Source organism: Allofranklinella schreckenbergeri, assembly GCF_003703475.1.
In the GTDB taxonomy this organism is placed as follows: domain Bacteria; phylum Pseudomonadota; class Gammaproteobacteria; order Burkholderiales; family Burkholderiaceae_C; genus Lampropedia; species Lampropedia schreckenbergeri.
This window is the reverse complement of the sequence record NZ_RDQM01000004.1, coordinates 94,831-117,110: the sequence shown is the minus strand read 5'-3', so window position 1 is coordinate 117,110 and position 22,280 is coordinate 94,831. Positions and strand designations below refer to the sequence as shown.

The window sequence follows — 22,280 nt, the reverse complement described above, 5'->3', positions numbered from 1 at the left end:
GCTAGGCCCGGCTGGCGGCTTTGGGCGTTGAGGCCATGCCGGGCGGGCAGCGCCCAAATGGCTGCACTGCGAGTTGCCCCACGCCTGCCAAGGTTTTTGAATTATCAATCAAAAGGAAAAATAAAATGCATATTTCGGCATAATGGTATTGAAGTAAATTTTCTTTTGATTGAAATCAAACACGCATTGCGCCGCCCCTATAGTCGCGCCCCATGCGCTCTACCTCCCCTTTGCATTCCTCCCCCGTGCTGTGGCCTGTGCTGGCTGTGATCGGCTCGGTGGTTTCGTTGGCCTTGGGCACCTCGTATGCCAAGCAGCTCTTTCCCCTGGTGGGCGCGCAGGGTACGAGCGCGTTGCGCGTGGGGCTGTCGGCGCTGGTGCTGGTCGTGCTGTGGCGGCCCTGGCGCTGGCCGCTGTCGCGCCCCGATGTGGGCACGCTGCTGCGCTACGGGCTGGCGCTGGGGCTGATGAACTGGATGTTTTACATGGCCATTCGCACCATCCCTTTCGGGGTGGCGGTGGCGATCGAGTTCACCGGCCCGCTGGCGGTAGCGTTGTATTACTCGCGCCGCAAGCGCGATTACATCTGGGTGGCGCTGGTGGTGCTGGGGCTGGGCTTGCTGCTGCCGCTGACGCAGCAGGCGCATGCGCTCGATCCCGCAGGGGTGCTGTGGGCGCTGGGCGCGGCGGCGGCCTGGGGCACCTACATCGTGTTCGGCAAGCGCGCCGGGCATTTGCACGCGGGCCAATCGGTGGCGCTGGGCTTGCTGGCCGCGTCGCTGGTGGTCGTGCCCATTGGCATCGCCCACGCGGGCGCGGCGCTGTTCGATCCCCAGTTGCTGCTGTGGGGACTGGGGGTGGCGATTGTCTCCAGCACCATCCCGATCTCGCTGGAGATGTTCGCCCTCAAGCGCCTGCCGCGCGAGACGTTTGGCATTTTGCTCAGCCTGGAGCCCGCCGTGGCCGCCCTGGCGGCGCTGGTGTTTTTGCACGAGGCGCTGAGCCTGCAACAGTGGCTGGCCATTGGCTGCATCATGGCCGCGTCCATGGGTAGCGTGGCTTCGGCCAGCCGCAGGTCGCCGGAGGTGGTGCAGATTTCCAAATCCAAGGAAAATTGAAAATACGATTTTGGCAATTCTGTATTGAAATTTGATTTTTTATTTTATTTTTTGGTTTGGAAAATTGGGCTCTGCTCAAGTGCTGCTTAAGCACTACTCAACCGCGTCACCCCGGGTAGCGCGCAGGCGTAAATGGCGTTGCGCAGCGCGGCGATGGCTTCGTAGCGCGTGAAGCTGCGCCGCCACACCAGCACCACGCGGCGCGACGGGGGCTGGCGCCCCGCTTCATCCTGGATAGGCAGGTAGTGCACGTATTCGCCCTGGTGGCCGGGTGCGGGCAGGCGCTCGGGCACGGCCAGGCGTGGCACCAGGGTGATGCCCATGCCTGCGGCCACCATGTGTTTGATGGTTTCCAGCGAGGAGCCTTCAAACGATTTCTGGATGCCCTCACCATCCGAAAAGCGTGCAAATTCCGGGCAGACCTGCAAAACGTGGTCGCGAAAGCAATGCCCTGTGCCCAGCAGCAGCATGTTGTGTTGTTGTAGCTGGGCCATCGTCACCGAGGTTTGCGCCGCCAGCTCGCTGTTGGCGGGTACGGCGGCCATGAAGGGTTCGTCGTACAGCGGCGCGACGGCCAGGTTGGCTTCGGGGAAGGGTTCGGCCAGGATGGCGCAGTCGAGCTCGCCCACGCGCAGCATCTCCAGCAGGCGTGTGGTGAAGTTCTCTTGCAGCACCAAGGGCATTTGCGGTGTGCGGGCGATGACCTGGCGCACCAGCTCGGGCAGCAGGTACGGCCCGATGGTGTAGATCACGCCCAGGCGCAGCGGGCCTTGCAGGGGGTCGGTGCGGCTTTGGGCAATTTCCTTGAACAAATGCGCTTGATCGAGCACGTTTTGCGCCTGTTCGACCAGGCGCTCGCCCAGCGGCGTGACGGTGACTTCGCCCGAGCTGCGCTCGAAAATCTTTACCCCCAGCTCTTCTTCGAGCTTTTTCACCGCCACCGAGAGCGTGGGCTGGGAGACGAAGCAGGCATCGGCGGCGCGGCCAAAGTGGCGCTCGCGCGCCACGGCGATGATGTATTTGAGTTCGGTCAGCGTCATGGGCAAACAGGGCAGGGGGCAGCCGTCGCGGCGGTGGCCTTAGCAGGGCTGCAACACGCCATCGACAAAGACTTTGAGCTCGCCGGGTGCAAAGGGCGTCCACTGCTCGTTTTGCGTCAGCGGCGCGGTCACGACGATGGCCATGCGATCGTCTGGCGTGTTGCGCTGGGAGAAATCGACGGTGAGGTCTTCATCGCTGAGCGTGAGCGAGTGAAACGGGTAGGCGCGCTCCACATAGCACAAATGCGTGGTGGCATGCGCCCACAGCGCATCGCCGTTGGAGAGCAGAAAGTTGAACGTGCCGTGGCGCGCAATGCGCTCGGCCAGCTCGCGCAGGGTCAGCGTCAGCTCGGGCACGCTGGGCACGCCCGCATGGGACTTGGCCAGCTCTTGCATGATCCAGCAAAAGGCGTGCTCGCTATCGGTCGTGCCCACGGGGTGGAAGTGGCTGTGCAGGCGCGGGCGAAAATCCTTGAGGTCGCCGTTGTGCGCGAACACCCAGTAATTGCCCCACAGCTCGCGCACAAACGGGTGGCAATTGGGCAGGCTGACCACGCCCTGGGTGGCCTTGCGGATGTGGGCGATGACGTTGGTGCTTTTGATCGGATAGCGGCGGATCAGCTCGGCAATGGGCGAGGCGATGGCGCTTTGGTGATCGACGAAATGGCGCACGCCGTGGTCTTCGAAAAACGCCATGCCCCAGCCATCCACATGGTCGCCCGTCTTGCCCGCGCGCTGCGAAAACCCGGTGAAGCTGAACGCCAAATCGGTGGGGTTTTTCGCATTCATTCCAAGGAGTTGGCACATGGTGGCAGCCGTTGAGAGAAGGGGTGGGGCCAGCGCGCAGGCGCGCAAAGCCGCGCATCATACTGGCCCTTGCGGGCCTGATTGGAAATTGCAAATCAAGGTAAATAGGGACTGAATACAGTCAAGCCAAAATGGGGTGATTTTGTTTCTTGAATTTTGGAAAATTGGGGCTTTGCAAGGCACTGCCAGCGCGCAGGAGGGGTGGGAGGCTCATCACACGCTCCAAGCCCTGACCATGCCGGCTTGCGCTGCCAGTGCGACAATCGCCGGTTTGCGTTTGATGGAAGGGGATGGCCATGCTGTCGGTGATCGCTTTGGTGGGGCGGCCCAATGTGGGCAAATCCACACTGTTTAATCGTTTGACGCGCACGCGCGATGCCATCGTGGCCGATTTCGCGGGCCTGACGCGCGATCGCCACTACGGCACGGCCAAGCTGGGCAAGCGCCAGTTCATTGTGGTGGACACCGGCGGCCTGGAGGACAGCGCCGAGGGCGCGATTTTCGAGAAGATGGCCGGGCAAACCATGCAGGCCATTGCCGAGGCCGATTTGGTGATGTTCATGGTGGACGTGCGCGCGGGCCTGGCCGGGCAAGACCACGAAATCGCCCGCTATCTGCGCCGCCTGGGCAAGCCGGTGCTGCTGGTGGCCAACAAGGCCGAGGGCATGAAGGGCAGCGCCCAGTTGGCCGAATTCCACGAGCTGGGGCTGGGCGAGATTTACCCCATCTCCGCCGCCCACGGCCAGGGCGTGCGCGATTTGCTGGAGCTGGCCGCTGAGCAGTTGCCCCAGGCCTTGCCCGATGTGCAGGCCGACGACGATGCCAACCAGGCCAAGGGCGAGGAGAGCGAGGAGGACGAGCGCGAGGCCGGCCCCATCCGCATCGCCGTGGCCGGGCGGCCCAATGCGGGCAAATCCACGCTCATCAACGCCTGGCTGGGCGAGGATCGGCTGGTGACGTTCGACATGCCCGGCACCACGCGCGATGCGATTCGCGTGCCGTTCACGCGCGATGGCAAAGCCTATGAGCTGATCGACACGGCCGGGCTGCGCCGCAAGGGCAAGGTGTTTCAGGCGATCGAGAAATTCTCCGTCGTCAAAACCTTGCAGGCCATTGAGGGCGCGCAGGTGGTGGTGTTGGTGATCGATGCGACCGTGGGCGTGACCGATCAGGATGCGCACATTGCCGGCTTCATCCTCGAATCGGGCCGCGCCGTGGTGGTGGCCATCAACAAGTGGGATGCGCTGGATCGCTACCAGCGCGAGCAGTTGGAGCGCTCGTTGGAGCTGCGGCTGGCGTTCATGAAATTCGCCACCGTCAAGCACATCTCCGCCCTCAAACGCCAGGGCCTGGGGCCGCTGTGGAAGGCCATCGATGCCGCCTACGCCGCCGCCACCTGCAAGATGCCCACGGCCAAACTCACGCGCCTGCTGCAAGAGGCCGTGCAATATCAGGCCCCGCGCAAAGGCGGCGGCTATCGCCCCAAACCGCGCTACGCCCACCAGGGCGGCATGAATCCGCCGGTGATCGTCATCCACGGCAACTCGCTCGACGGGCTGGGCCAGTCCTACCTGCGCTTTCTGGAGACGTGGTTTCGCAAAGCCTTCAAGCTCGAAGGCACGCCGCTGCGCATCGAATTGCGCACCACCGACAACCCCTATGCGGGGCGCGAGTAGGGTGGTGCATGGCTTTCCAGATCAAAAATGGATTTCAAAAAACTTTTTTGATACTGGATATGCCAAAACGGGTTTTTCGTTTTTCCTTTGATTGGTTATTTTTGCCTTGAATCCGGCCATGCAATCCCCCTTGCGCGAAGGCGCCCTGGTGCTGGGCATCGAATCGTCCTGCGATGAAACCGGCGTGGCCCTGGTGCGCCTGCCCGCCGCTTCGGGCGACGCGCAGCGCCCGGCCGTGCCGCAATTGCTGGCTCATGCCTTGCACAGCCAGATCGACATGCACCGCGCCTACGGCGGCGTGGTGCCCGAGCTGGCCAGCCGCGACCACATCCGCCGTGTGCTGCCGCTGGCGCAGCAGGTGCTGGCCGAGGCCGGGCACGATCTGGCGGCGCTGGATGTGATCGCCTACACCAAAGGCCCCGGGCTGGCCGGCGCGCTGCTGGTAGGCGCGGGCGTGGCCTGCGCGCTGGGCGCGGCGCTGGATAAGCCCGTGCTGGGCGTGCACCATCTGGAAGGGCATTTGCTCTCGCCCTTCCTGAGCGCCGATGCGCCGCAATTCCCTTTCGTGGCGCTGCTGGTCTCGGGCGGGCACACCCAGCTCATGCGCGTCGATGGGGTGGGGCGCTACGAGCTGCTGGGCGAGACGATTGACGATGCGGCGGGCGAAGCGTTCGACAAATCCGCCAAGCTGCTGGGCCTGCCTTACCCCGGCGGGCCGGAGCTGGCGCGTCTGGCCGAAGGCGGCGATGCGCAAGCCTATGCGCTGCCCAGGCCGCTGCTGCGCGCGGGCAATCTGGATTTTTCTTTTGCGGGCCTCAAAACGGCGGTGTTCACCCAGGTGCAAAAACTGGGCGCCGCGCTGGATGCGCCCGATAGCCGCCAGCGGCGGGATTTGGCCGCCAGTACGCAGGAGGCCATCGTCGAAGTGCTGGTGCGCAAAACCCTGCTGGCGCTGGAGCAAACGGGCCTGAAGCGCCTGGTGGTCGCAGGCGGTGTGGGCGCCAACCGCCGCTTGCGCCAAACGCTGGACGCGGCCTGCGCGCGCCGTGGCCTGCGCGTGCATTACCCCGAGCTGCACCTGTGCACCGACAACGGCGCCATGATCGCCCTGGCCGCCGCCATGCGCCTGCAAGCGCGCTTGCAGCAACCCACGCGGCAGTGGAGTTTCGACGTGCTGCCACGCTGGCCCCTGGAGGCGATTGCTGCGCCCTAACAAGGGATTTGTATCATTCAATAGGAAAAATAATAGCCTTGTTTTGGCATGTTAGGTATAAAGTTATTTTTATCTTGATGTGTAAATAGAGTGCCCTTCATGCGTGCTGTGCGCGGGGCGTTGGGGGTGTGGTGCAAGGCTATACTGCGCGCGGTTGCAGGGGGCTGCTGGCGCTACTGGCGCGGCGGCCCTTGCTGTGGCGGCGTTTGCCGTGTGTTCTTGGCCTTTGACCCATGCATACCTCTTTTCAAAAGATCGCCATCCTGGGCAAATACCAGGTCACGCCCTCGCAAGATGCGCGCAAGGCCGCGCGCAGCATCGTGGAGGATGTGGCGCGCTTTCTCGGCCAGTTCGGCTGCGAGGTGGCGCTGGAGGCCGAATCGGCCCTGAACCTGGGTGTGGAGGGCTATCCGCTGCTCACCCCGGCCCAGATCGGCCAGCAGTGCGATTTGTGCATCGCCATCGGCGGCGACGGCACCATGCTGGGCATTGCACGCGAGCTGGCCCCCTACGCCACGCCGCTGATCGGCATCAACCAGGGGCGGCTGGGCTTTGTGACGGATTTGCCCCTCAACCATTACCAGGACCAGCTCGGCCCCATGCTGCACGGCATTTACGAGCAGGATTTGCGCCCGCTGATTCACGCGCGGGTCGAGCGCGAGGGCCACACCATCCACGAATGCCACGCGCTCAACGATGTGGTGGTTTCGCGCGGCGCGGCGGCGGGCATGCTGGAGCTGCGCGTGGAGGTCAACGGGCAGTTTGTCTCCAACCAGCGCGCCGACGGGCTGATCCTGGCCACGCCCACAGGCTCGACGGCGTATTCACTCTCGGTGGGCGGGCCGATCGTGCACCCGGCCACCGCAGGCTGGGTGCTGGCGCCCATTGCGCCGCACAAGCTCTCCAACCGGCCGCTGATGCTGCCCGATGCCAGCCACGTCACCATCCGCATCCTGGCCGGGCGCGACATGAGCGCCAAGTTCGACATGCTCACCTCACCCGATTTGATGGTGGGCGATGCCCTGCACATCAAACGCTCGCCGCACAGCGCGCGCTTTCTGCATCCCAAGGGCTGGAGCTACTTCGCCATGCTGCGCAGCAAGCTCGGCTGGAACGAAGGGGGGAGCTGATGGCCCTGCGCCGCATGGCCTTGCGCGACTTCGTGCTCGTGCAGGCGCTGGAGATCGATTTTCAAAGCGGCTTCACCGTGCTCAGCGGTGAGACAGGCGCGGGCAAATCCATCCTGATCGACGCCATGCAGCTCGTGCTGGGCGCGCGTGCCGAATCCGGCCTGGTGCGCGCCGGGGCGCAGCGCGCCGAAATCGTGGCCGAATTCGACGCCCCCACCGCGCCCGATTCCCCCCTGGCGCAATGGCTGCACGCGCAGGGCTGGGAGGCCGACCCCGCCGATGCCGACCCCACCTTGCTGCTGCGCCGCACGGTGGATGTGCACGGCAAAAGCCGCGCCTGGATCAATGGCAGCGTGGCCACCATCGGCCAGTTGGGCGAGCTGGGTCAGTGGCTGGTGGACATCCACGGCCAGCACGCCTGGCAAAGCCTGATGCGCCCGGCCACCGTGCGCGCCTTGCTCGATGGCTACGCCAGCGCCCAGCCGCAGGCCCAGGCCACCGGGCAAGCCTGGCAGCGCTGGCGCGACGCGCTGGCCGCGCTGGAGCAAGCCCAGGCCAACGCCGAGCACATGCAGCAAGACCGCGAGCGCCTGCAATGGCAGTTGGAGGAAATCGGCCGCCTGGCGCCGCAAGCGGGCGAGTGGGCGCAGCTCGACCAACAACACACGCGCTTGGCGCACATGCAGGATTTGCAGCGCGCCGCCAGCCACGCCTGGCAAGCGCTGGACGCAGACGAAGGCGGCGGCGCGCTGCGCGCCCTGACGCAAGCGGGCCACATCCTGGCCGAGCACCGCAACATCGAGCCGCAATTTGCCGAATGGGAAAACGCCCTGGCCGCGTTGGCCGATCCGCTGCAAGACATCGCCCGCGCGCTGCGCGACTACGCCCAGGCGCAGGAGTGGGATCCGGCCGAATTCGCCCAGCTCGATGAACGCATGGGCCAATGGTTGGCGCTGGCGCGCCGCCACCGCCAGCCGCCCGAGGCCCTGCCCGAGCTGTGGGCGCAATGGCGCGCGCAACTGGCTGCGCTGGATGCGGGCGCGGACATCCCCGCCCTCATGCAAGCCGAGCAGGCCGCCCGGGCGCAATACCAGGCGGCGGCGCAAGCCCTCTCGGCCCAGCGCCGCACCGCCGCGCCCGCGCTGGAGGCCGCCGTCACCACCCTGATGCACAGCCTGGGCATGAGCGGCAGCCGCTTTGCCATCGCCCTGCACACGCTGGAGCAACCCCAGGCGCACGGGCTGGACGAAGTGGAATTTCTCATCGCCAGCAGCCACAGCGGCGCCGCGCGGCCGCTGGCCAAGGTCGCCTCTGGCGGCGAACTCTCGCGCATCAGCCTGGCCATTGCCGTGTGCACCAGCCAGCTCGGGCATGCGGGCACGCTGGTGTTTGACGAGGTCGATACCGGCATCGGCGGCGCCGTGGCCCACAGCGTCGGCCTGCTCATGGGCCGCCTGGGGCGCGATAGGCAGGTGCTGGCCGTCACCCATTTGCCGCAGGTCGCTGCGTGCGCCAACGGGCATTTGCTGGTGCAGAAAACCGTGGCGCAGCAAGGCGCGAGCAGCGCCGTGCAGCCCATCGAAGGCCAGGCGCGCGTGGCGGAAATCGCCCGCATGCTCGGCGGCGATGCCCTCACCCCCACCACGCTGGCGCACGCGCAGGAGATGCTGGCGCGCGCCGCGCAAGCCTTGCAGGCCGGCGCCGATACAGCCCCAGCCGCAGCCGCGCAAACCCCTCAAGCCGCCAAAGCTGGCAAAAAGAAAACCGCGAAAGGAAATCCCCATGCGTGAACTGGTGCTGATTACCGGCATGTCCGGCTCGGGCAAATCCGTGGCGCTGGGCGCGCTGGAGGATGCGGGCTATTACTGCATCGACAACCTGCCGCCGGAGTTGCTGCTGGCCAGCCTGGCGCTGGAGCGCAACCAGCACATCGCCAACATGGCCATTGCCATCGATGCGCGCAGCGCGCAATCGCTGCCCTTGTTGCCCGGGCTGCTCGAAGCCGTGCGCGGGCAGGGTGTGCATGTGCGGGTGCTGTTTTTCGATGCCGCCACCGATACGCTGGTGCGGCGCTTTTCCGAAACCCGGCGCAAGCATCCGCTGGCAGGCAGCAGCGATGCGCACGGCGATGCGGCGCTGGTGCAGCTCATCGCGCACGAGCGCAGCATCATGGGGCCGCTGCGCGACATGGCCCACGTCATCGACACCAGCCACAGCCGCGCCTCGGAGCTGCAAAGCCGCCTCAAGCACATCCTCAGCCTGCCGCCGGGGCGGCTGACGCTGATCTTCCAATCCTTTGCCTTCAAGCGCGGCATCCCGCGCGATGCCGATTACGTCTTCGACGTGCGCATGCTGCCCAACCCCCATTACGTGCCCGAGCTCAAACACCGCACCGGGCTGGAAGCGCCCGTGATCGAGTTCCTGCAACGCGAGGCGCCAGTGCAGGCCATGCAGCAAGACATCGCCGGCTTTTTGCACAAATGGCTGCCCAGCCATGCCGACAACCACCGCAGTTACGTCAGCGTCGCCATCGGTTGCACTGGCGGGCAGCACCGCTCGGTGTTCATGGTGGAGCAACTGGCCGCGCAATTCAGCGCCGATTGGACGGTGCTCAAGCGCCACCGGGAAATCGAGTTGGTGCGTTGATTTCAAATCAATGTAAATTCTATTTTACACCTATCATGCCGAAACAAGGTTGTTTTATTTCTTTTTGATTTGTAATATAAACCCGAAATTATGACCCAAGCCACCTTGACCATCGTCACCGGCCACTCCCGAGGGCTGGGCCAGGCGCTGGCTGCGGCGCTGTTGCAGCGCGCCCGGCCGGGCGATTGCGTGCTGGGCATCGCCCGCCAGCCCAGCGCCCATTTGCAAGCGCTGGCTGCGCACAGCCCAGCGCATTTCGAGCAATGGCAGGCCGACTTGGCCGACGCCGCCCCCGTCGCTCAGCGGCTGGAGCAATGGCTGGCCGGACACGAGCAGGCGCAGCAGCACACCTTGGTATCGGCTGCTGACGCTGCGCCCGCACAACCCGCGCCCGCTGAAGCCGCACGCACTGAGGCCGCGCCCACCATCTGGCGCGAGCTGCGCCTGATCAATAACGCCGGCCTGATCCCCACCATTGCGCCGCTCAGCCAGCTTGGCAGCGCCGACATCACCCAGGGCCTGCGCGTGGGGCTGGAGGCGGCCATGCTGCTCTCTGCCGCCTTTTTGCGCGCTAGTGAAAACTGGCCCGCGCCGCCAGGAGCGGCGGCAGGGCGCAAAGTGCTCAATATCTCCTCTGGCCTGGGCCGCCGCCCCATGGCGGCGCAAGCCGTTTACTGCGCGGCCAAGGCGGGCATGGATCTCTACAGCCGCTGCCTGGCTCTGGAAGAATCGGCCAAGCCCGCTGGTGCGCGCGTAGTCTCGCTGGCGCCGGGCGTCATCGCCACCGACATGCAGCAGCACCTGCGCAGCGCCCGCGCCCAGGACTTCCCCGATTTGCCGCGCTTTCAAAGCTTGCTGGAAAACGGCCAACTGCAAACGCCCGAGGCCACCGCCCACGCCATCTTGCAGCGTCTGGATGCGCCCGGCTTTGGCGAGCCAGTCATTGACGATGTGCGGCAATAAAAGTCTTGCCAAAACATTGCTCCGGGCAAAAAAACACCCATCGCGCCAACTCTTTCAAGCCGCAGCGATGGGTGTGCCCATGGGGGAGCGTCCGATTGCACAGCCTGCAAGGTGCCCCTCCTCTCCTCTCATGTGCACAGAGTGTAGAGGCCACATGAGCCTCATGCAACGAATCGCATCCGTGCGTAACTCTTGTTAACTTTCCGTGTGGCCTGGCTGTTGCAGGCCCTCCCCCAAAACCCTGCCGATCCCCTTTGCCCGCCCATGAATGACGCCCAGCTTTTGCGTTACGCACGCCACATCTTGCTCGACGAAATCGACCTGGCCGGGCAAGAGCGCCTGCTGGCCAGCACGGCGCTGGTGGTGGGCTGCGGCGGCCTGGGGCATGCCGCCATCGCCTACCTGGCCGCCGCTGGCGTAGGGCGGCTGTGGCTTGCCGATGACGATGTGGTTGAGGCCTCCAACCTGCAACGCCAGGTGTTTTTCACGCCTGCCGATTTGGGGCAGCCCAAGGCGCAGGTACTGGCGCAGCGCATGGCGGCGCAAAACCCCGATGTGGAGATCCGCCCCTTGGTGCAGCGGCTGGACTTCAGCAGCCTGACGCGCCTGCTGGCCGAATGCGATGTGGTACTCGATTGCAGCGACAACTACGCCACGCGCCACGCCATCAACCGCGCCAGCATCGCCACGCAAACGCCATTGGTCATGGGCGCGGCCACGCGTTTTGATGGCCAGCTCAGCGTATTTGACCCGCGCCGCGCCGATTCGCCCTGCTATGCCTGCTTGTTTGGCGAGGGGCACGCCGACGATGGCGCGTGCGCGGTCTTTGGCGTCTTTGCGCCACTGGTGGGCATGGTCGGCACGGCGCAGGCTGGCGAGGCCCTCAAGGTGCTGCTGGGCCTGGGCCAGAGCGCATGCGGCCAGTTGCTGCTTTTCAACGCGCTGAGCAGCGCGCCGCAGGCCTTGCAGTTGGCCCGCAATCCTGGCTGTGGTGTATGCGCGCCGCCACGCCCGGCAACGGTTTAGGCCGCGGCAGCCAGCCTGGCTATGGTGCGAAGGGGGCATTGCGGTTACAATCTACGCCGTTTTGCATTCGACCAAGGCAGCAATGCAGCGATTGAATGGGGCGGAAACAAGCCGCCCCTTGTTGTTTTCAAATGGTCGAAAACGGAAAGAAGGGACCGCTGTGCAAGGGCGCAGCAGCACTTTGGACACAGCCGCAAGGCAGGCGAGATAGGCGCTTTGCTCCCCGTGCAACAGGGATAGGGGGCAGGGCATCGGCAAACCCGAGGTTTCGCCACCTGCGGGTTTTTTTGTTTTTTCAGGGGACGTCAAACGTGGCAATGCAGCAGGTGATCGAACAAACCGTCGCAGGTTTGGGGTTTGATCTGGTGGAAGTAGAGCGCTCTGCTGGCGGCTTGCTGCGCGTGACGATCGATCTGCCTTGGCAGGAGCCAGAAAGCGCCGAGCCGCAAGCGCCTGCCCAAGAGCCAGCGCTGCCCGCATCTGCCGCGCCACGTGCCATTACCGTGGAAGACTGCGAAACGGTCACCCGCCAGCTCCAGTTCGCGTTGGAGGTCGAGGGTGTCGATTACGCCCGTCTGGAAGTCTCCTCGCCAGGCATTGACCGTTTGTTGCGTGATGAGCGCGACTTGCGGCGCTTCACCGGCGAGGTGGTGGACGTGGTGCTCAAGCAGCCTATTGGCGCGGCCGCAGGCGGTGTGGTGAGTGCCAATCGCAAACGCTTTCGCGGCCAGTTGCTGGCGGGCGATGGGCCAGGGCAGTGGCAGGTGGTCTGGACCGACGAACCCGAGCGCAAACCCGGCCAGAAGGTGAGCAAGAAATACGTGCCGCCGCCAGCGCAGGCGCTGGGCTTTACGCTTGATGAAGCCAAGGAAGTGCGCCTGGCGCCGATTGTCAGCTTCAAAGGGCGTTGAAGCGGTCGCTTCAACGGGTTCATCCCGGTAGAGAAAACGAATTAAAGGAAATGGCAGGCCCCTAAGGGCTGCAGGAGTTGTGCACATGAATCGCGAATTGCTGATGTTGGTCGATGCGATCTCGCTGGAGAAAAACGTTGAGCGCGACGTGGTGTTCGGGGCGATTGAGTTGGCCTTGGCGCAGGCGAGTAAAAAGCTCTACAAGGAAGACGTGGACATCCGCGTGGCAATCGATCGCGACAGCGGCGACTATGAGACGCTGCGCCGCTGGCTGGTGGTGCCCGACGAGGCTGGCCTGCAAAACCCCGATGCGGAAGAGCTGCTGATGGACGCGCAAGAGCGCGATCCGCAATTGCAGGTGGGCGACTACATTGAAGAGCAAATCGAGTCCATCCCGATCGGTCGCATTGGCGCCATGGCGGCCAAGCAGGTGATCTTGCAGAAGATCCGTGAAGCCGAACGCGCCATGCTGCTGAGCAACTTCCTTTCGCACGGACAAAAGATTTTTTCCGGCACCATCAAGCGCGTGGATAAAAGTGGTGACGCCATCGTCGAAAACGGGCGCATTGAGGCGCGCTTGCGCCGCTCGCACATGATCCCCAAGGAAAACCTGCGCTCGGGCGATCGCGTCAAGGCGCTGATCATGGAAGTCAACCCCGAGTTGCGCGGGCCAGCCATTTTGCTGTCGCGCACTGTGCCCGAGTTCATGATGGAACTGTTTCGCAATGAAGTGCCGGAGATCGGCCAAGGCGTGGTGGAAATCAAGTCTTGCGCTCGGGATGCCGGTTCGCGCGCCAAGATAGCCGTGGTTTCGCACGATCCGCGGGTAGACCCCATTGGCACCAGCGTGGGCATTCGCGCCACCCGCGTGAATGCGGTGACCAATGAGCTCGCTGGCGAGAAAGTGGACGTGGTGCTGTGGTCGGAAGATCCGGCCGAGTTCGTCATCGGCGCGCTGTCGCCAGCGCAGGTGCAGTCCATTTACGTGGACGAAGAAACCCACGCCATGGACGTGGTAGTGGATGAGGAAAACCTGGCCAATGCCATTGGCCGCGGCGGCCAGAACGTGCGACTGGCATCCGATTTGACGGGTTGGAAAATCAATATCATGGATCCGGCCGAGTCTGCCGAGAAGCAGGCCAATGAGGACAGCCAGATCCGCGAGCTGTTCATGGGCAAGCTCGATGTCGATCAGGAAATGGCCGACATGCTGATTGCCGAAGGCTTTACCACGCTGGAGGAAATCGCCTACGTGCCTTTGCAGGAAATGCTGGAGATTGAAGGCTTTGACGAGGAAACCGTCAGCGAGCTGCGCGCACGCGCCAAAGATGCGCTGTTGACGCTGGAAATTGCGCGTGAGCAAAGCGTCTCCCAAGTGGCGCAGGATTTGCGCGAGCTGGAAGGCGTCAGCGCCGATTTGTTGGTCAAACTGGCCGAGCGCCAAGTGCTCAGTCGCGATGATTTGGCCGACTTGGCTACCGATGAACTGATGGAGATCGGTGGTTTGGACGAAAAAGAAGCGACCGATTTGATTGTCAAAGCGCGTGCGCACTGGTTCGATAACGACCAGGCCCAACAGGTATAAGGAGGGCGGAGCAGATTTATGTCGACAAACACCATTACGGAATTTGCCGCCGAACTTCGGCAAACGCCCCAGGCCGTGCTGCAGCAACTTAAAGAAGCCGGTGTTGCCAAAACTTCGGTGAATGACACACTCAGCGAGGCGGATAAGCAGCAGTATTTGGCGCATCTGCAAAGCGTTACAGGTCACGCCGATGAGCGTCGCAAGATCACGTTGACCAAACGCTCAACCAGCGCTATCAAGCAGTCCGATGCCACCGGCAAGGCACGCACCATTAACGTAGTGACGAGAAAAAAACGCACCTTTGTGAAGCGGGAGGATGTGACAGAAGCAACGGCAGCGCCGGTGGAGGCGTCGCCTGCCCCCGTCCATGCCTCTGCGCAGGATGTGGCGCAACCCCCTGCAGCTACAGAAAGCGCTGCCGAGTTGGCCCGCCGTGAGCAAGAAGCCCGCCAAGAAGCGGAGCGCTTGCAGCAGCAGGAGGCAGAGTTGGAGCGCGAGCGCGCTGCCCGTGAGGAGCGTGAGCGCAAAGAGCGTGAGGCTGAAGAGCGCGCAGCGGCTTATGCCCGGCAAGAGTCGGAGAAAAAAGCCCGCGCTGCTGCTGAGAAAGAGCAGGCCCTGCAAGAGCAACGCCTTGAAGCCCAGCAACGCGCGAAGGAGCAGCAGGAACAGCGCCGCAAGGCAGAAGAAGAATCGCGCCTGCGTGCGCAGGAGGAGGCGCGCCGCGCCACCGATCTGGAAGAGCGCCGGCGCAAAGCCCTGGCCGAGGCGGAGGCCATTCGCGCCATGATGTCTGCACCGCGCAAGGTGTTGGTGGCGAAAAAGGCCGAAGAGCCAGCGCCAAGCGCCGCGGCAGATGCGAAGAAAGGTACGCTGACCAAGCCCGCCAATACAGGCGATGCCAAGAAAAAAACCGAGAAATCCAGCGCCAGTGCGGGGCGTAAAGTCAAGGAGATCAAATCTTCCGACTTGTCCTCGAGCTGGTCTGCAGAAGACGGTCGCCGCAAGGAAATCAAGACCCGAGGTGATGCCACCGGGGGCGTGGGCCGCGGCGGCGCCAGCGGCTGGAAGGCTGGCGGTAAGTCCGCCAAAGGCAAACGCGACAACCGCGATGCGCGCGATCGCCGCGCCGAGCCGGTGCAGCAGGAATTCCGTGTGCTGGACGTGCACGTGCCCGAGACCATCACCGTGGCCGAGCTGGCGCACAAGATGGCCATCAAGGCCTCCGAGGTCATCAAGGCGCTGATGAAGATGGGCCAGATGGTCACCATCAACCAGCCGCTGGATCAGGATACGGCCATGATCGTGGTCGAGGAAATGGGCCACCGCGCCGTGCAAGCCCAGCTCGATGACCCCGAGGCCTTCACCGAAGACGAGGCCAGCCAATACCAGGCCGAGTTGCACCCGCGCGCCCCCGTGGTCACCGTCATGGGCCACGTGGACCACGGCAAGACCTCGCTGCTGGACTACATCCGCCGCACCAAGGTTGCCTCTGGCGAGGCGGGCGGCATCACGCAGCACATCGGCGCCTACCACGTCGAGACGCCGCGCGGCATTGTTTCCTTCCTGGATACGCCGGGCCACGAAGCCTTTACCGCCATGCGCGCCCGTGGCGCGCAGGCCACCGACATCGTCATTCTGGTCGTGGCCGCTGACGACGGTGTGATGCCCCAGACCAAGGAGGCCATCAAGCACGCCAAAGCGGCCAAAGTGCCTATCGTTGTGGCCATCACCAAGGCCGACAAGCCCGAGGCCAACCCCGAGAAGGTCAAGAACGAACTCGTGGCCGAGGAGGTTGTGCCCGAGGAGTATGGCGGCGACTCCCCCTTTATTGCTGTCTCTTCCAAGACCGGCATGGGCATCGATGACTTGCTGGAAAACGTGTTACTGCAAGCGGATATGCTCGAACTCAAGGCCCCGGTTGAAGCCATGGCCAAGGGCTTGGTGATTGAGGCTCAGCTCGACAAGGGCCGCGGCCCCGTGGCCACGGTGCTGGTGCAGTCGGGCACGCTCAAGGTGGGCGACGTGGTGCTGGCCGGCCAGACCTATGGCCGCGTGCGCGCCATGCTGGACGAAGGCGGTGCGCGCGTGCAAAGCGCCGGCCCCTCGATCCCGGTGGAAATCCAGGGCCTGACCGAAGTGCCGCTGGCAGGCGACGACTTCATGGTCATGAGCGACGAGCGCCGTGCGCGTGAAATCGCCACCTACCGCGCCGGCAAGTTCCGCAACACCAAGCTGGCCAAGCAGCAAGCGGCCAAGCTGGAGAACATGTTTGCCGACATGACCGCCGGCGAGGTCAAGACCCTGCCCATCCTCATCAAGGCCGACGTGCAAGGCTCGCAGGAGGCGTTGTCGCAGTCGCTGCTCAAGCTCAGCACCGACGAGGTCAAGGTGCAGGTGGTGTACTCCGGCGTGGGCGGCATCAGCGAAAGCGATGTGAACCTGGCCATCGCCTCGGGCGGCATCGTCATCGGCTTCAACGTGCGCGCCGATGCTGGCGCGCGCAAGCTGGCCGAGACCAACGATGTGGACATCCGCTACTACAACATCATCTACGACGCCGTGGACGAGTTGAAGGCGGCCATGAGCGGCATGCTGGCGCCCGAGCAGCGTGAGGAAGTCACCGGCACGGCCGAGATCCGCACCGTGTTCGTGGCCTCCAAGATCGGCACCGTGGCTGGCTCCTACATCACCAGCGGTTTCGTCACCCGCAGCTCGCACTTCCGCCTGCTGCGCGACAACGTGGTGGTCTACACCGGCGAGATCGAATCGCTGCGCCGCATCAAGGAAGACGTCAAGGAAGTGCGCGAAGGCTTCGAGTGCGGTATCAAGCTGCGCAACTACAACGACATCAAGGAAGGCGACCAGCTCGAATTCTTTGACATCAAGGAGATTGCGCGCACGCTGTGATGCCCGCGCCAGATGCCATGCGAAAACAAGCATCCCGACCCAACCGCGGCTACCGCGTGGCCGACCAGATCCAGCGCGATCTGGCCGAGCTGATCGCGCGCGAGCTCAAGGACCCGCGCGTGGGCATGGTCACCATCCAAAGCGTGGAAGTCACGCCCGACTATGCCCATGCCAAGGTCTATGTCAGCCTGCTGGTGGGCGACCCGGAGGAATCCGTGGCCGCCCTCAACCAGGCGGCGGGCTTTTTGCGCAATGGCCTGTTCAAGCGCCTGCACATCCACACCGTGCCCACGTTGCACTTCATCTTCGACCGCACGCCCGAGCGCGCGGCCGACATGAACGCCTTGATCGCCAAGGCGGTCGAATCGCGCGGCAAGGAAGACCCCGCCGAATGACCGCGCCGCCATCCCGTGCCAGGGTGCAGCGCCGCCCTGTACACGGGGTGCTGCTGCTCGATAAGCCGCTGGGCCTGTCCAGCAACCAGGCTTTGCAAAAAGCCAAATGGTTGCTGCGCGCCGAAAAAGCCGGCCACACCGGCACGCTCGATCCGCTGGCCAGCGGCGTGCTGCCGCTGTGCTTTGGCGCGGCCACCAAGTTCAGCCAGCTGCAACTCGACGCCGACAAAACCTACGAAACCATCGTGCGCCTGGGCGTGAACACCAGCACTGCTGATGCCGAAGGCGAAGTGCTGCAGCAACGCCCCGTGAGCTGCACGGCAGGGCAGGTGGTGCAAACACTGGACGACTTCACCGGCCCCATTCGCCAGGTACCGCCCATGCACAGCGCGCTGAAAAAAGACGGCAAGGCGCTGTACGAATACGCCCGCGAGGGCCAAAGCGTGGAGCGCGAAGCCCGCGCAGTCACCATTCACGACCTGGAGCTGCTGGATTTCGCCTTGACGGGCGAGAGCGCTCATCCCTACCCCTACCTGCATTTGCGCGTGCAATGCAGCAAGGGCACCTACATCCGCACCCTGGGCGAAGACATCGGCAACGCCCTGGGCTGCGGCGGCCACCTCACCATGCTGCGCCGCGTGGCCACCGGCGGTCTGCATGTGCAGGATGCCATCACGCTGGATCAGCTCGAAGCCCTGCCCGAAGGCCAGCGCCTGCAAGCTCTGCACCCCGTTGAGACGCTGCTGCACGGCTGGCCGCAGATCACCCTGGGCCATGACGAAGCAGGCCGATTCTTGAGCGGCATGCGCCGCCGCGGCCCCTGGCCCGACGCGCCGCAAGTGGCCGTGTTCGGCGACCAGCCCCGCGCCCTGCTGGGCGCAGCGCAAGTCAAGGCAGGGGAGTTGATCCCGATGCGTTTGCTCAGCCCGGTGGAGGTGGGGCAGACGCTGGCACAACGAGGAGGTCACGATGCGATTTGAAGGTGCTGTTTCTCGCTGGAACGACGGTCGAGGCTTTGGCTTTCTCAAGGCTTCTGGCAACGATGATGAGGAAGTCTTTGTGCACATCTCCGAGTTCCCGAAGGACGGGCGGCGGCCGACGGTGGGCGAGCGTGTGTCGTTTGAGGTGGTGACTGACGAAAAAGGCAAAAAGAAGGCCAAAAACCTGTTTTGTCCGGATAGACCCAAGGCTGGATATGCCAGAGCGGAAAAACGGCTTCATGCACGAAGAGGGTATTCAAAAGCCAGAGAATCGGCGTCTTGGCTTGGACTCGTGTTTCGGGTTGCGCTGCTGGTGATTGGCGTTGCTGTGGCCTACCTGCATTTGCAGAACGAATGGCAGGAAAGGCGGCGTCGGCAAGAACTGAGCCAGATGTTGAGCAGTACACCCGTCACCCCTGTGCAAGCCACTTCGTCCGTCTATCGGTGCGATGGCCGCACACATTGCTCGCAGATGACCTCGTGTGAAGAGGCCAAATTTTTTATCAGCAACTGCCCGGGCACAAAGATGGACAGTGACAACGACGGCGTCCCCTGCGAGTCGCAATGGTGCAGTGGTGGCTGGTAACGCTTTGGATGTGTCTTGTTAAAGGTTGAGCCCATGACCCGACTCATCGCCCTCCAGGCCGACATCACCACCCTGGCCGTGGATGCCATCGTCAACGCGGCCAACCACAGCCTGCTGGGCGGCGGCGGGGTGGACGGGGCCATTCACCGCGCTGCTGGGCCTGAGCTGTTGGCCCAATGCCGCCTGCTGGGCGGCTGTGCCACGGGCCAGGCCAAGATCACGGCGGCTTATTGCCTGCCTAGCCGCTACGTCATCCACACCGTCGGCCCCGTTTGGCAGGGCGGCGCGCAGGGCGAGGCGGATTTGCTGCGCGCCTGCTATGTGAACAGCCTGGATCTGGCCGTGCAGCACGGCCTCAAGACCCTGGCATTTCCCTGCATCAGCACTGGCGTGTACGGCTACCCGCCCGAGCTGGCCGCGCCCGTGGCCGTGGTGGCTGTGCAAAGCCATCCCGATCTGGCGCGGCTGGAGCAAGTGCTGTTTTGCTGCTTCGGCCCGGCCGATCTGGCCCTGTACCAATCCTTGCTGGGCGCGCCCTGAAAAGCTTTTCAAAAGCCGCGCCTGCAGATCCATTTTCAAATCCGTCTTTTGACAAACCCTGTATGACCAAAGAAATCCGCAACATCGCCATCATCGCCCACGTGGACCACGGCAAGACCACCATGGTCGATCAACTGCTGCGCCAGTCGGGCACCTTCGCCGAGCACGAAAAAGTCGTGGACACGGTGATGGACAGCCACGCCATCGAGCGCGAGCGTGGCATCACCATCCTGGCCAAGAACTGCGCCGTGAACTGGCAGGGCACGCACATCAACATCCTGGACACGCCCGGCCACGCGGACTTTGGCGGCGAGGTCGAGCGCGCCCTGAGCATGGTCGATGGCGTGGTGCTGCTGATCGACGCGCAGGAAGGCCCCATGCCGCAAACGCGCTTCGTGACGAAAAAGGCGCTGGCCCTGGGCCTCAAGCCCATCGTCGTGGTCAACAAGGTGGACAAGCCCGGCGCCAACCCGGACAAGGTGATCAACGCGGCGTTTGATTTGTTCGACAAGCTGGGCGCCACCGACGAGCAGCTGGACTTCCCCGTGGTGTACGCCAGCGGCATCAACGGCTGGGCCAGCCTGGAGGAGGGCGAGCCGGGTGAAAAATGGGGCGAGAACATGGCGCCGCTGTTCGACACCATCCTCAAGCACGTGCCCTCCGTGCAGGGCGATGCCAGCGCGCCGCTGCAACTGCAAATCTCCGCGCTGGACTACTCCACCTTCGTGGGCCGCATCGGCGTAGGCCGCATCACCCAGGGCACGCTCAAGCCCGGCCAGGACGTTCTGGTGGCGCGCGGCCCCGATGGCGAAACCTACAAAGGCCGCGTCAATCAGGTGCTGACCTTCCAGGGGCTGGACCGCGTGCAGGCCACTGAGGCTGGCCCCAGCGAGATCGTGCTGGTCAACGGCATCGAGAACATCGGCATCGGCGAGACAATTACCGACATCGCCAAGCCCCAGCCGCTGCCCATGCTCAAGATCGACGAGCCCACGCTGACCATGAATTTCTGCGTCAACACCAGCCCGCTGGCCGGGCGCGAGGGCAAGTACGTCACCAGCCGCCAGATCTGGGATCGGTTGCAAAAGGAGCTGCGCTCCAACGTCGCGCTGCGCGTGAAGGAAACGGACGAGGACGGCGTGTTCGAAGTCTCCGGCCGCGGCGAACTGCACCTGACCATCCTGCTCGAAGAAATGCGCCGCGAAGGCTATGAGCTGGCCGTCTCCAAGCCGCGCGTGGTGTTCCGCGACATCGACGGGCAGCAATGCGAGCCTTACGAGCTGGTCACCGCCGACATTGAGGAAGGCCACCAGGGCGGCGTCATGCAGGCACTGGGCGAGCGCAAGGGCGAGCTGGTGAACATGGAGCCCGACGGGCGCGGCCGCGTGCGCCTGGAATACCGCATCCCCGCACGCGGGCTGATCGGCTTTGCCAACGAATTCCTCAACCTCACGCGCGGCAGCGGTCTGATCTCCAACATCTTCGACGGCTACGAGCCCTACGCCGGAGAGATCGGCGGGCGCAAGAACGGCGTGCTCATCAGCATGGACGACGGCGAAATCATCACCTACGCGCTGGGCAAGCTCGACGACCGCGGCCGCATGTTCGTCAAGGCAGGCGACCCGGTGTACGAGGGCATGATCGTGGGCATCCACAGCCGCGACAACGATCTGGTGGTCAACGCCACGCGCACCAAGCAGCTGACCAACTTCCGCGTCAGCGGCAAGGAGGACGCCATCAAGATCACCCCGCCCATCGAGCTGACGCTGGAATACGCGGTGGAATTCATCGACGACGACGAACTGGTGGAAATCACCCCCACCTCCATCCGCCTGCGCAAGCGCTTCCTCAAGGAGCACGAGCGCAAGCGCGCCAAGAATGCGGCGCTGGCGTGAGGATTTCGCATGCCCGGGCCTTAGAACCTGTTCAAAATCTTTTGAGGATGAGCGCCAGGAAAGCCAAGTGGATGAACTGCAAGCTGGTATTGAGCAGGCGCTCGCAGTTCTTCCACAAGCGTCTGTTCTTTTCCAGCCAGGCAAAGCTGCGCTCCACAACCCAGCGCTTGGGCATCACCTTGAAGGTGTGCAACTGACTGCGCTTGGCGATCTGCACGTTGACGTGCCCGCCCAAAATGGCTTGCACACCCTGTGCAAAAGGTTTGCCCACATAGCCGCTGTCACACAGCAGGCCTTGTACGCGCTTGCATGCAGGTTGGCAGCGCTGGAGTGCCTGTAGTGCGCCTTGGCGGTCTGTGATGTTTGCAGTCGTCACGGCAATGGCGTGGGGCAGACCTTGAGTATCGACGGCGATGTGACGTTTGATGCCTGAAACCTTCTTGCCAGCGTCATAGCCTTTGTGGCCGGCAGTGTCACTGCCCTTGACGCTCTGTGCGTCCACGATCAAGAAGGCGCTGCATGCGTTGCGCGCCTGTTTCTCGCGGGCCGCGCCAACTTGATTTTTTTAAAGCCTGCTGCAGCAAGCTGGCGCCCTGTTCATTGGGCTGGCTCCAGATCTGGAAGTAGGCGTGTACGGTGCGCCATTTGGGAAAGTCACTCGGCAGAGCTCTCCATTGGCAACCTGTGCGCAGCAGGTACAGCACGGCGCAGAACACCTCATACAGATCCACCGTGCGCGGGCGGGTGCTTTTGCGTGCGCTCTCCAGCAAAGGGCGCACATGCTCAAATTGCTCTGGGCTGATGTCGCTTGGGTATTTCGCTCTCATGCAAAGAGCATAAACAAATTGGCAAAAAGATTTTG

The 22,280-nt window shown here is 63.8% G+C and carries 19 protein-coding genes; 16 read left to right on the top strand and 3 right to left on the bottom strand.

Annotated features, from left to right (window positions below; all coding sequences use genetic code 11):
* The first annotated feature begins 212 nt into the window (after positions 1-212).
* A complete protein-coding gene (locus tag EBQ26_RS04255) occupies positions 213-1,118 on the top strand; it encodes an EamA family transporter (RefSeq protein ID WP_122237780.1) in 906 nt (301 codons plus the stop codon).
* 86 nt (positions 1,119-1,204) lie between these two features.
* Here EBQ26_RS04255 and EBQ26_RS04250 read toward each other — a convergent pair whose 3' ends face one another.
* Positions 1,205-2,158: a LysR substrate-binding domain-containing protein gene (locus tag EBQ26_RS04250; RefSeq protein WP_122237779.1), complete on the bottom strand. Its 954-nt coding sequence runs from the start codon at positions 2,156-2,158 to the stop codon at positions 1,205-1,207.
* Between the two features lie 39 nt (positions 2,159-2,197).
* Entirely contained in the window at positions 2,198-2,965 is a 768-nt protein-coding gene (locus EBQ26_RS04245) for a class II glutamine amidotransferase (protein ID WP_122237778.1), read from the bottom strand.
* A 296-nt stretch (positions 2,966-3,261) separates the two neighbouring features.
* Here EBQ26_RS04245 and der point away from each other — a divergent pair, with 296 nt between their 5' ends.
* From der to typA, 15 genes are all read left to right on the top strand, one after another.
* Positions 3,262-4,641, top strand: a complete 1,380-nt coding sequence (gene der, locus EBQ26_RS04240) for a ribosome biogenesis GTPase Der (RefSeq protein ID WP_122237876.1) — start codon at positions 3,262-3,264, stop codon at positions 4,639-4,641.
* Between the two features lie 118 nt (positions 4,642-4,759).
* Positions 4,760-5,854 (top strand): tRNA (adenosine(37)-N6)-threonylcarbamoyltransferase complex transferase subunit TsaD, encoded by a 1,095-nt coding sequence (gene tsaD, locus EBQ26_RS04235; protein WP_122237875.1) that lies wholly within the window; start codon positions 4,760-4,762, stop codon positions 5,852-5,854.
* 233 nt (positions 5,855-6,087) lie between these two features.
* On the top strand, positions 6,088-6,984 hold the full coding sequence (locus tag EBQ26_RS04230; protein ID WP_122237777.1) for an NAD kinase: 897 nt from the start codon (positions 6,088-6,090) through the stop codon (positions 6,982-6,984).
* Positions 6,984-8,774, top strand: a complete 1,791-nt coding sequence (gene recN / locus EBQ26_RS04225; protein WP_122237776.1) for a DNA repair protein RecN — start codon at positions 6,984-6,986, stop codon at positions 8,772-8,774. Before EBQ26_RS04230 ends, recN begins: the two co-directional genes overlap by 1 nt.
* Positions 8,767-9,630, top strand: coding sequence for an RNase adapter RapZ (gene rapZ, locus EBQ26_RS04220; protein WP_122237775.1), 864 nt, complete (start codon positions 8,767-8,769; stop codon positions 9,628-9,630). Before recN ends, rapZ begins: the two co-directional genes overlap by 8 nt.
* A gap of 90 nt (positions 9,631-9,720) precedes the next feature.
* The gene (locus tag EBQ26_RS04215; protein ID WP_122237774.1) at positions 9,721-10,593 is read left to right on the top strand and encodes an SDR family NAD(P)-dependent oxidoreductase; all 873 of its coding nucleotides are present in this window, start codon (positions 9,721-9,723) and stop codon (positions 10,591-10,593) included.
* Between the two features lie 264 nt (positions 10,594-10,857).
* On the top strand, positions 10,858-11,619 hold the full coding sequence (locus EBQ26_RS04210) for a HesA/MoeB/ThiF family protein (RefSeq protein WP_122237874.1): 762 nt from the start codon (positions 10,858-10,860) through the stop codon (positions 11,617-11,619).
* Between the two features lie 311 nt (positions 11,620-11,930).
* Entirely contained in the window at positions 11,931-12,530 is a 600-nt protein-coding gene (gene rimP / locus EBQ26_RS04205) for a ribosome maturation factor RimP (protein ID WP_122237773.1), read from the top strand.
* 85 nt (positions 12,531-12,615) lie between these two features.
* The gene (gene nusA, locus EBQ26_RS04200; RefSeq protein ID WP_122237772.1) at positions 12,616-14,115 is read left to right on the top strand and encodes a transcription termination factor NusA; all 1,500 of its coding nucleotides are present in this window, start codon (positions 12,616-12,618) and stop codon (positions 14,113-14,115) included.
* An 18-nt stretch (positions 14,116-14,133) separates the two neighbouring features.
* On the top strand, positions 14,134-17,022 hold the full coding sequence (gene infB, locus EBQ26_RS04195; protein WP_122237771.1) for a translation initiation factor IF-2: 2,889 nt from the start codon (positions 14,134-14,136) through the stop codon (positions 17,020-17,022).
* The gene (rbfA, locus tag EBQ26_RS04190; protein ID WP_390614163.1) at positions 17,022-17,417 is read left to right on the top strand and encodes a 30S ribosome-binding factor RbfA; all 396 of its coding nucleotides are present in this window, start codon (positions 17,022-17,024) and stop codon (positions 17,415-17,417) included. Before infB ends, rbfA begins: the two co-directional genes overlap by 1 nt.
* Positions 17,414-18,397 (top strand): tRNA pseudouridine(55) synthase TruB, encoded by a 984-nt coding sequence (truB, locus tag EBQ26_RS04185; protein WP_122237770.1) that lies wholly within the window; start codon positions 17,414-17,416, stop codon positions 18,395-18,397. Before rbfA ends, truB begins: the two co-directional genes overlap by 4 nt.
* The gene (locus tag EBQ26_RS04180) at positions 18,387-18,983 is read left to right on the top strand and encodes a cold shock domain-containing protein (protein WP_122237769.1); all 597 of its coding nucleotides are present in this window, start codon (positions 18,387-18,389) and stop codon (positions 18,981-18,983) included. Before truB ends, EBQ26_RS04180 begins: the two co-directional genes overlap by 11 nt.
* 33 nt (positions 18,984-19,016) lie before the next feature.
* On the top strand, positions 19,017-19,523 hold the full coding sequence (locus EBQ26_RS04175) for an O-acetyl-ADP-ribose deacetylase (protein ID WP_122237768.1): 507 nt from the start codon (positions 19,017-19,019) through the stop codon (positions 19,521-19,523).
* Between the two features lie 62 nt (positions 19,524-19,585).
* Complete coding sequence (gene typA, locus EBQ26_RS04170) at positions 19,586-21,418, top strand: translational GTPase TypA (protein WP_122237767.1); 1,833 nt, start codon at positions 19,586-19,588, stop codon at positions 21,416-21,418.
* Between the two features lie 31 nt (positions 21,419-21,449).
* Here the strand turns inward: typA and EBQ26_RS04165 are convergent.
* A protein-coding gene (locus EBQ26_RS04165; RefSeq protein WP_122237022.1) for an IS5 family transposase occupies positions 21,450-22,245 on the bottom strand; the annotation gives its coding sequence in 2 pieces (ribosomal slippage) (positions 21,450-21,984 and positions 21,983-22,245; 798 coding nt in all).
* Positions 22,246-22,280 lie beyond the last annotated feature (35 nt).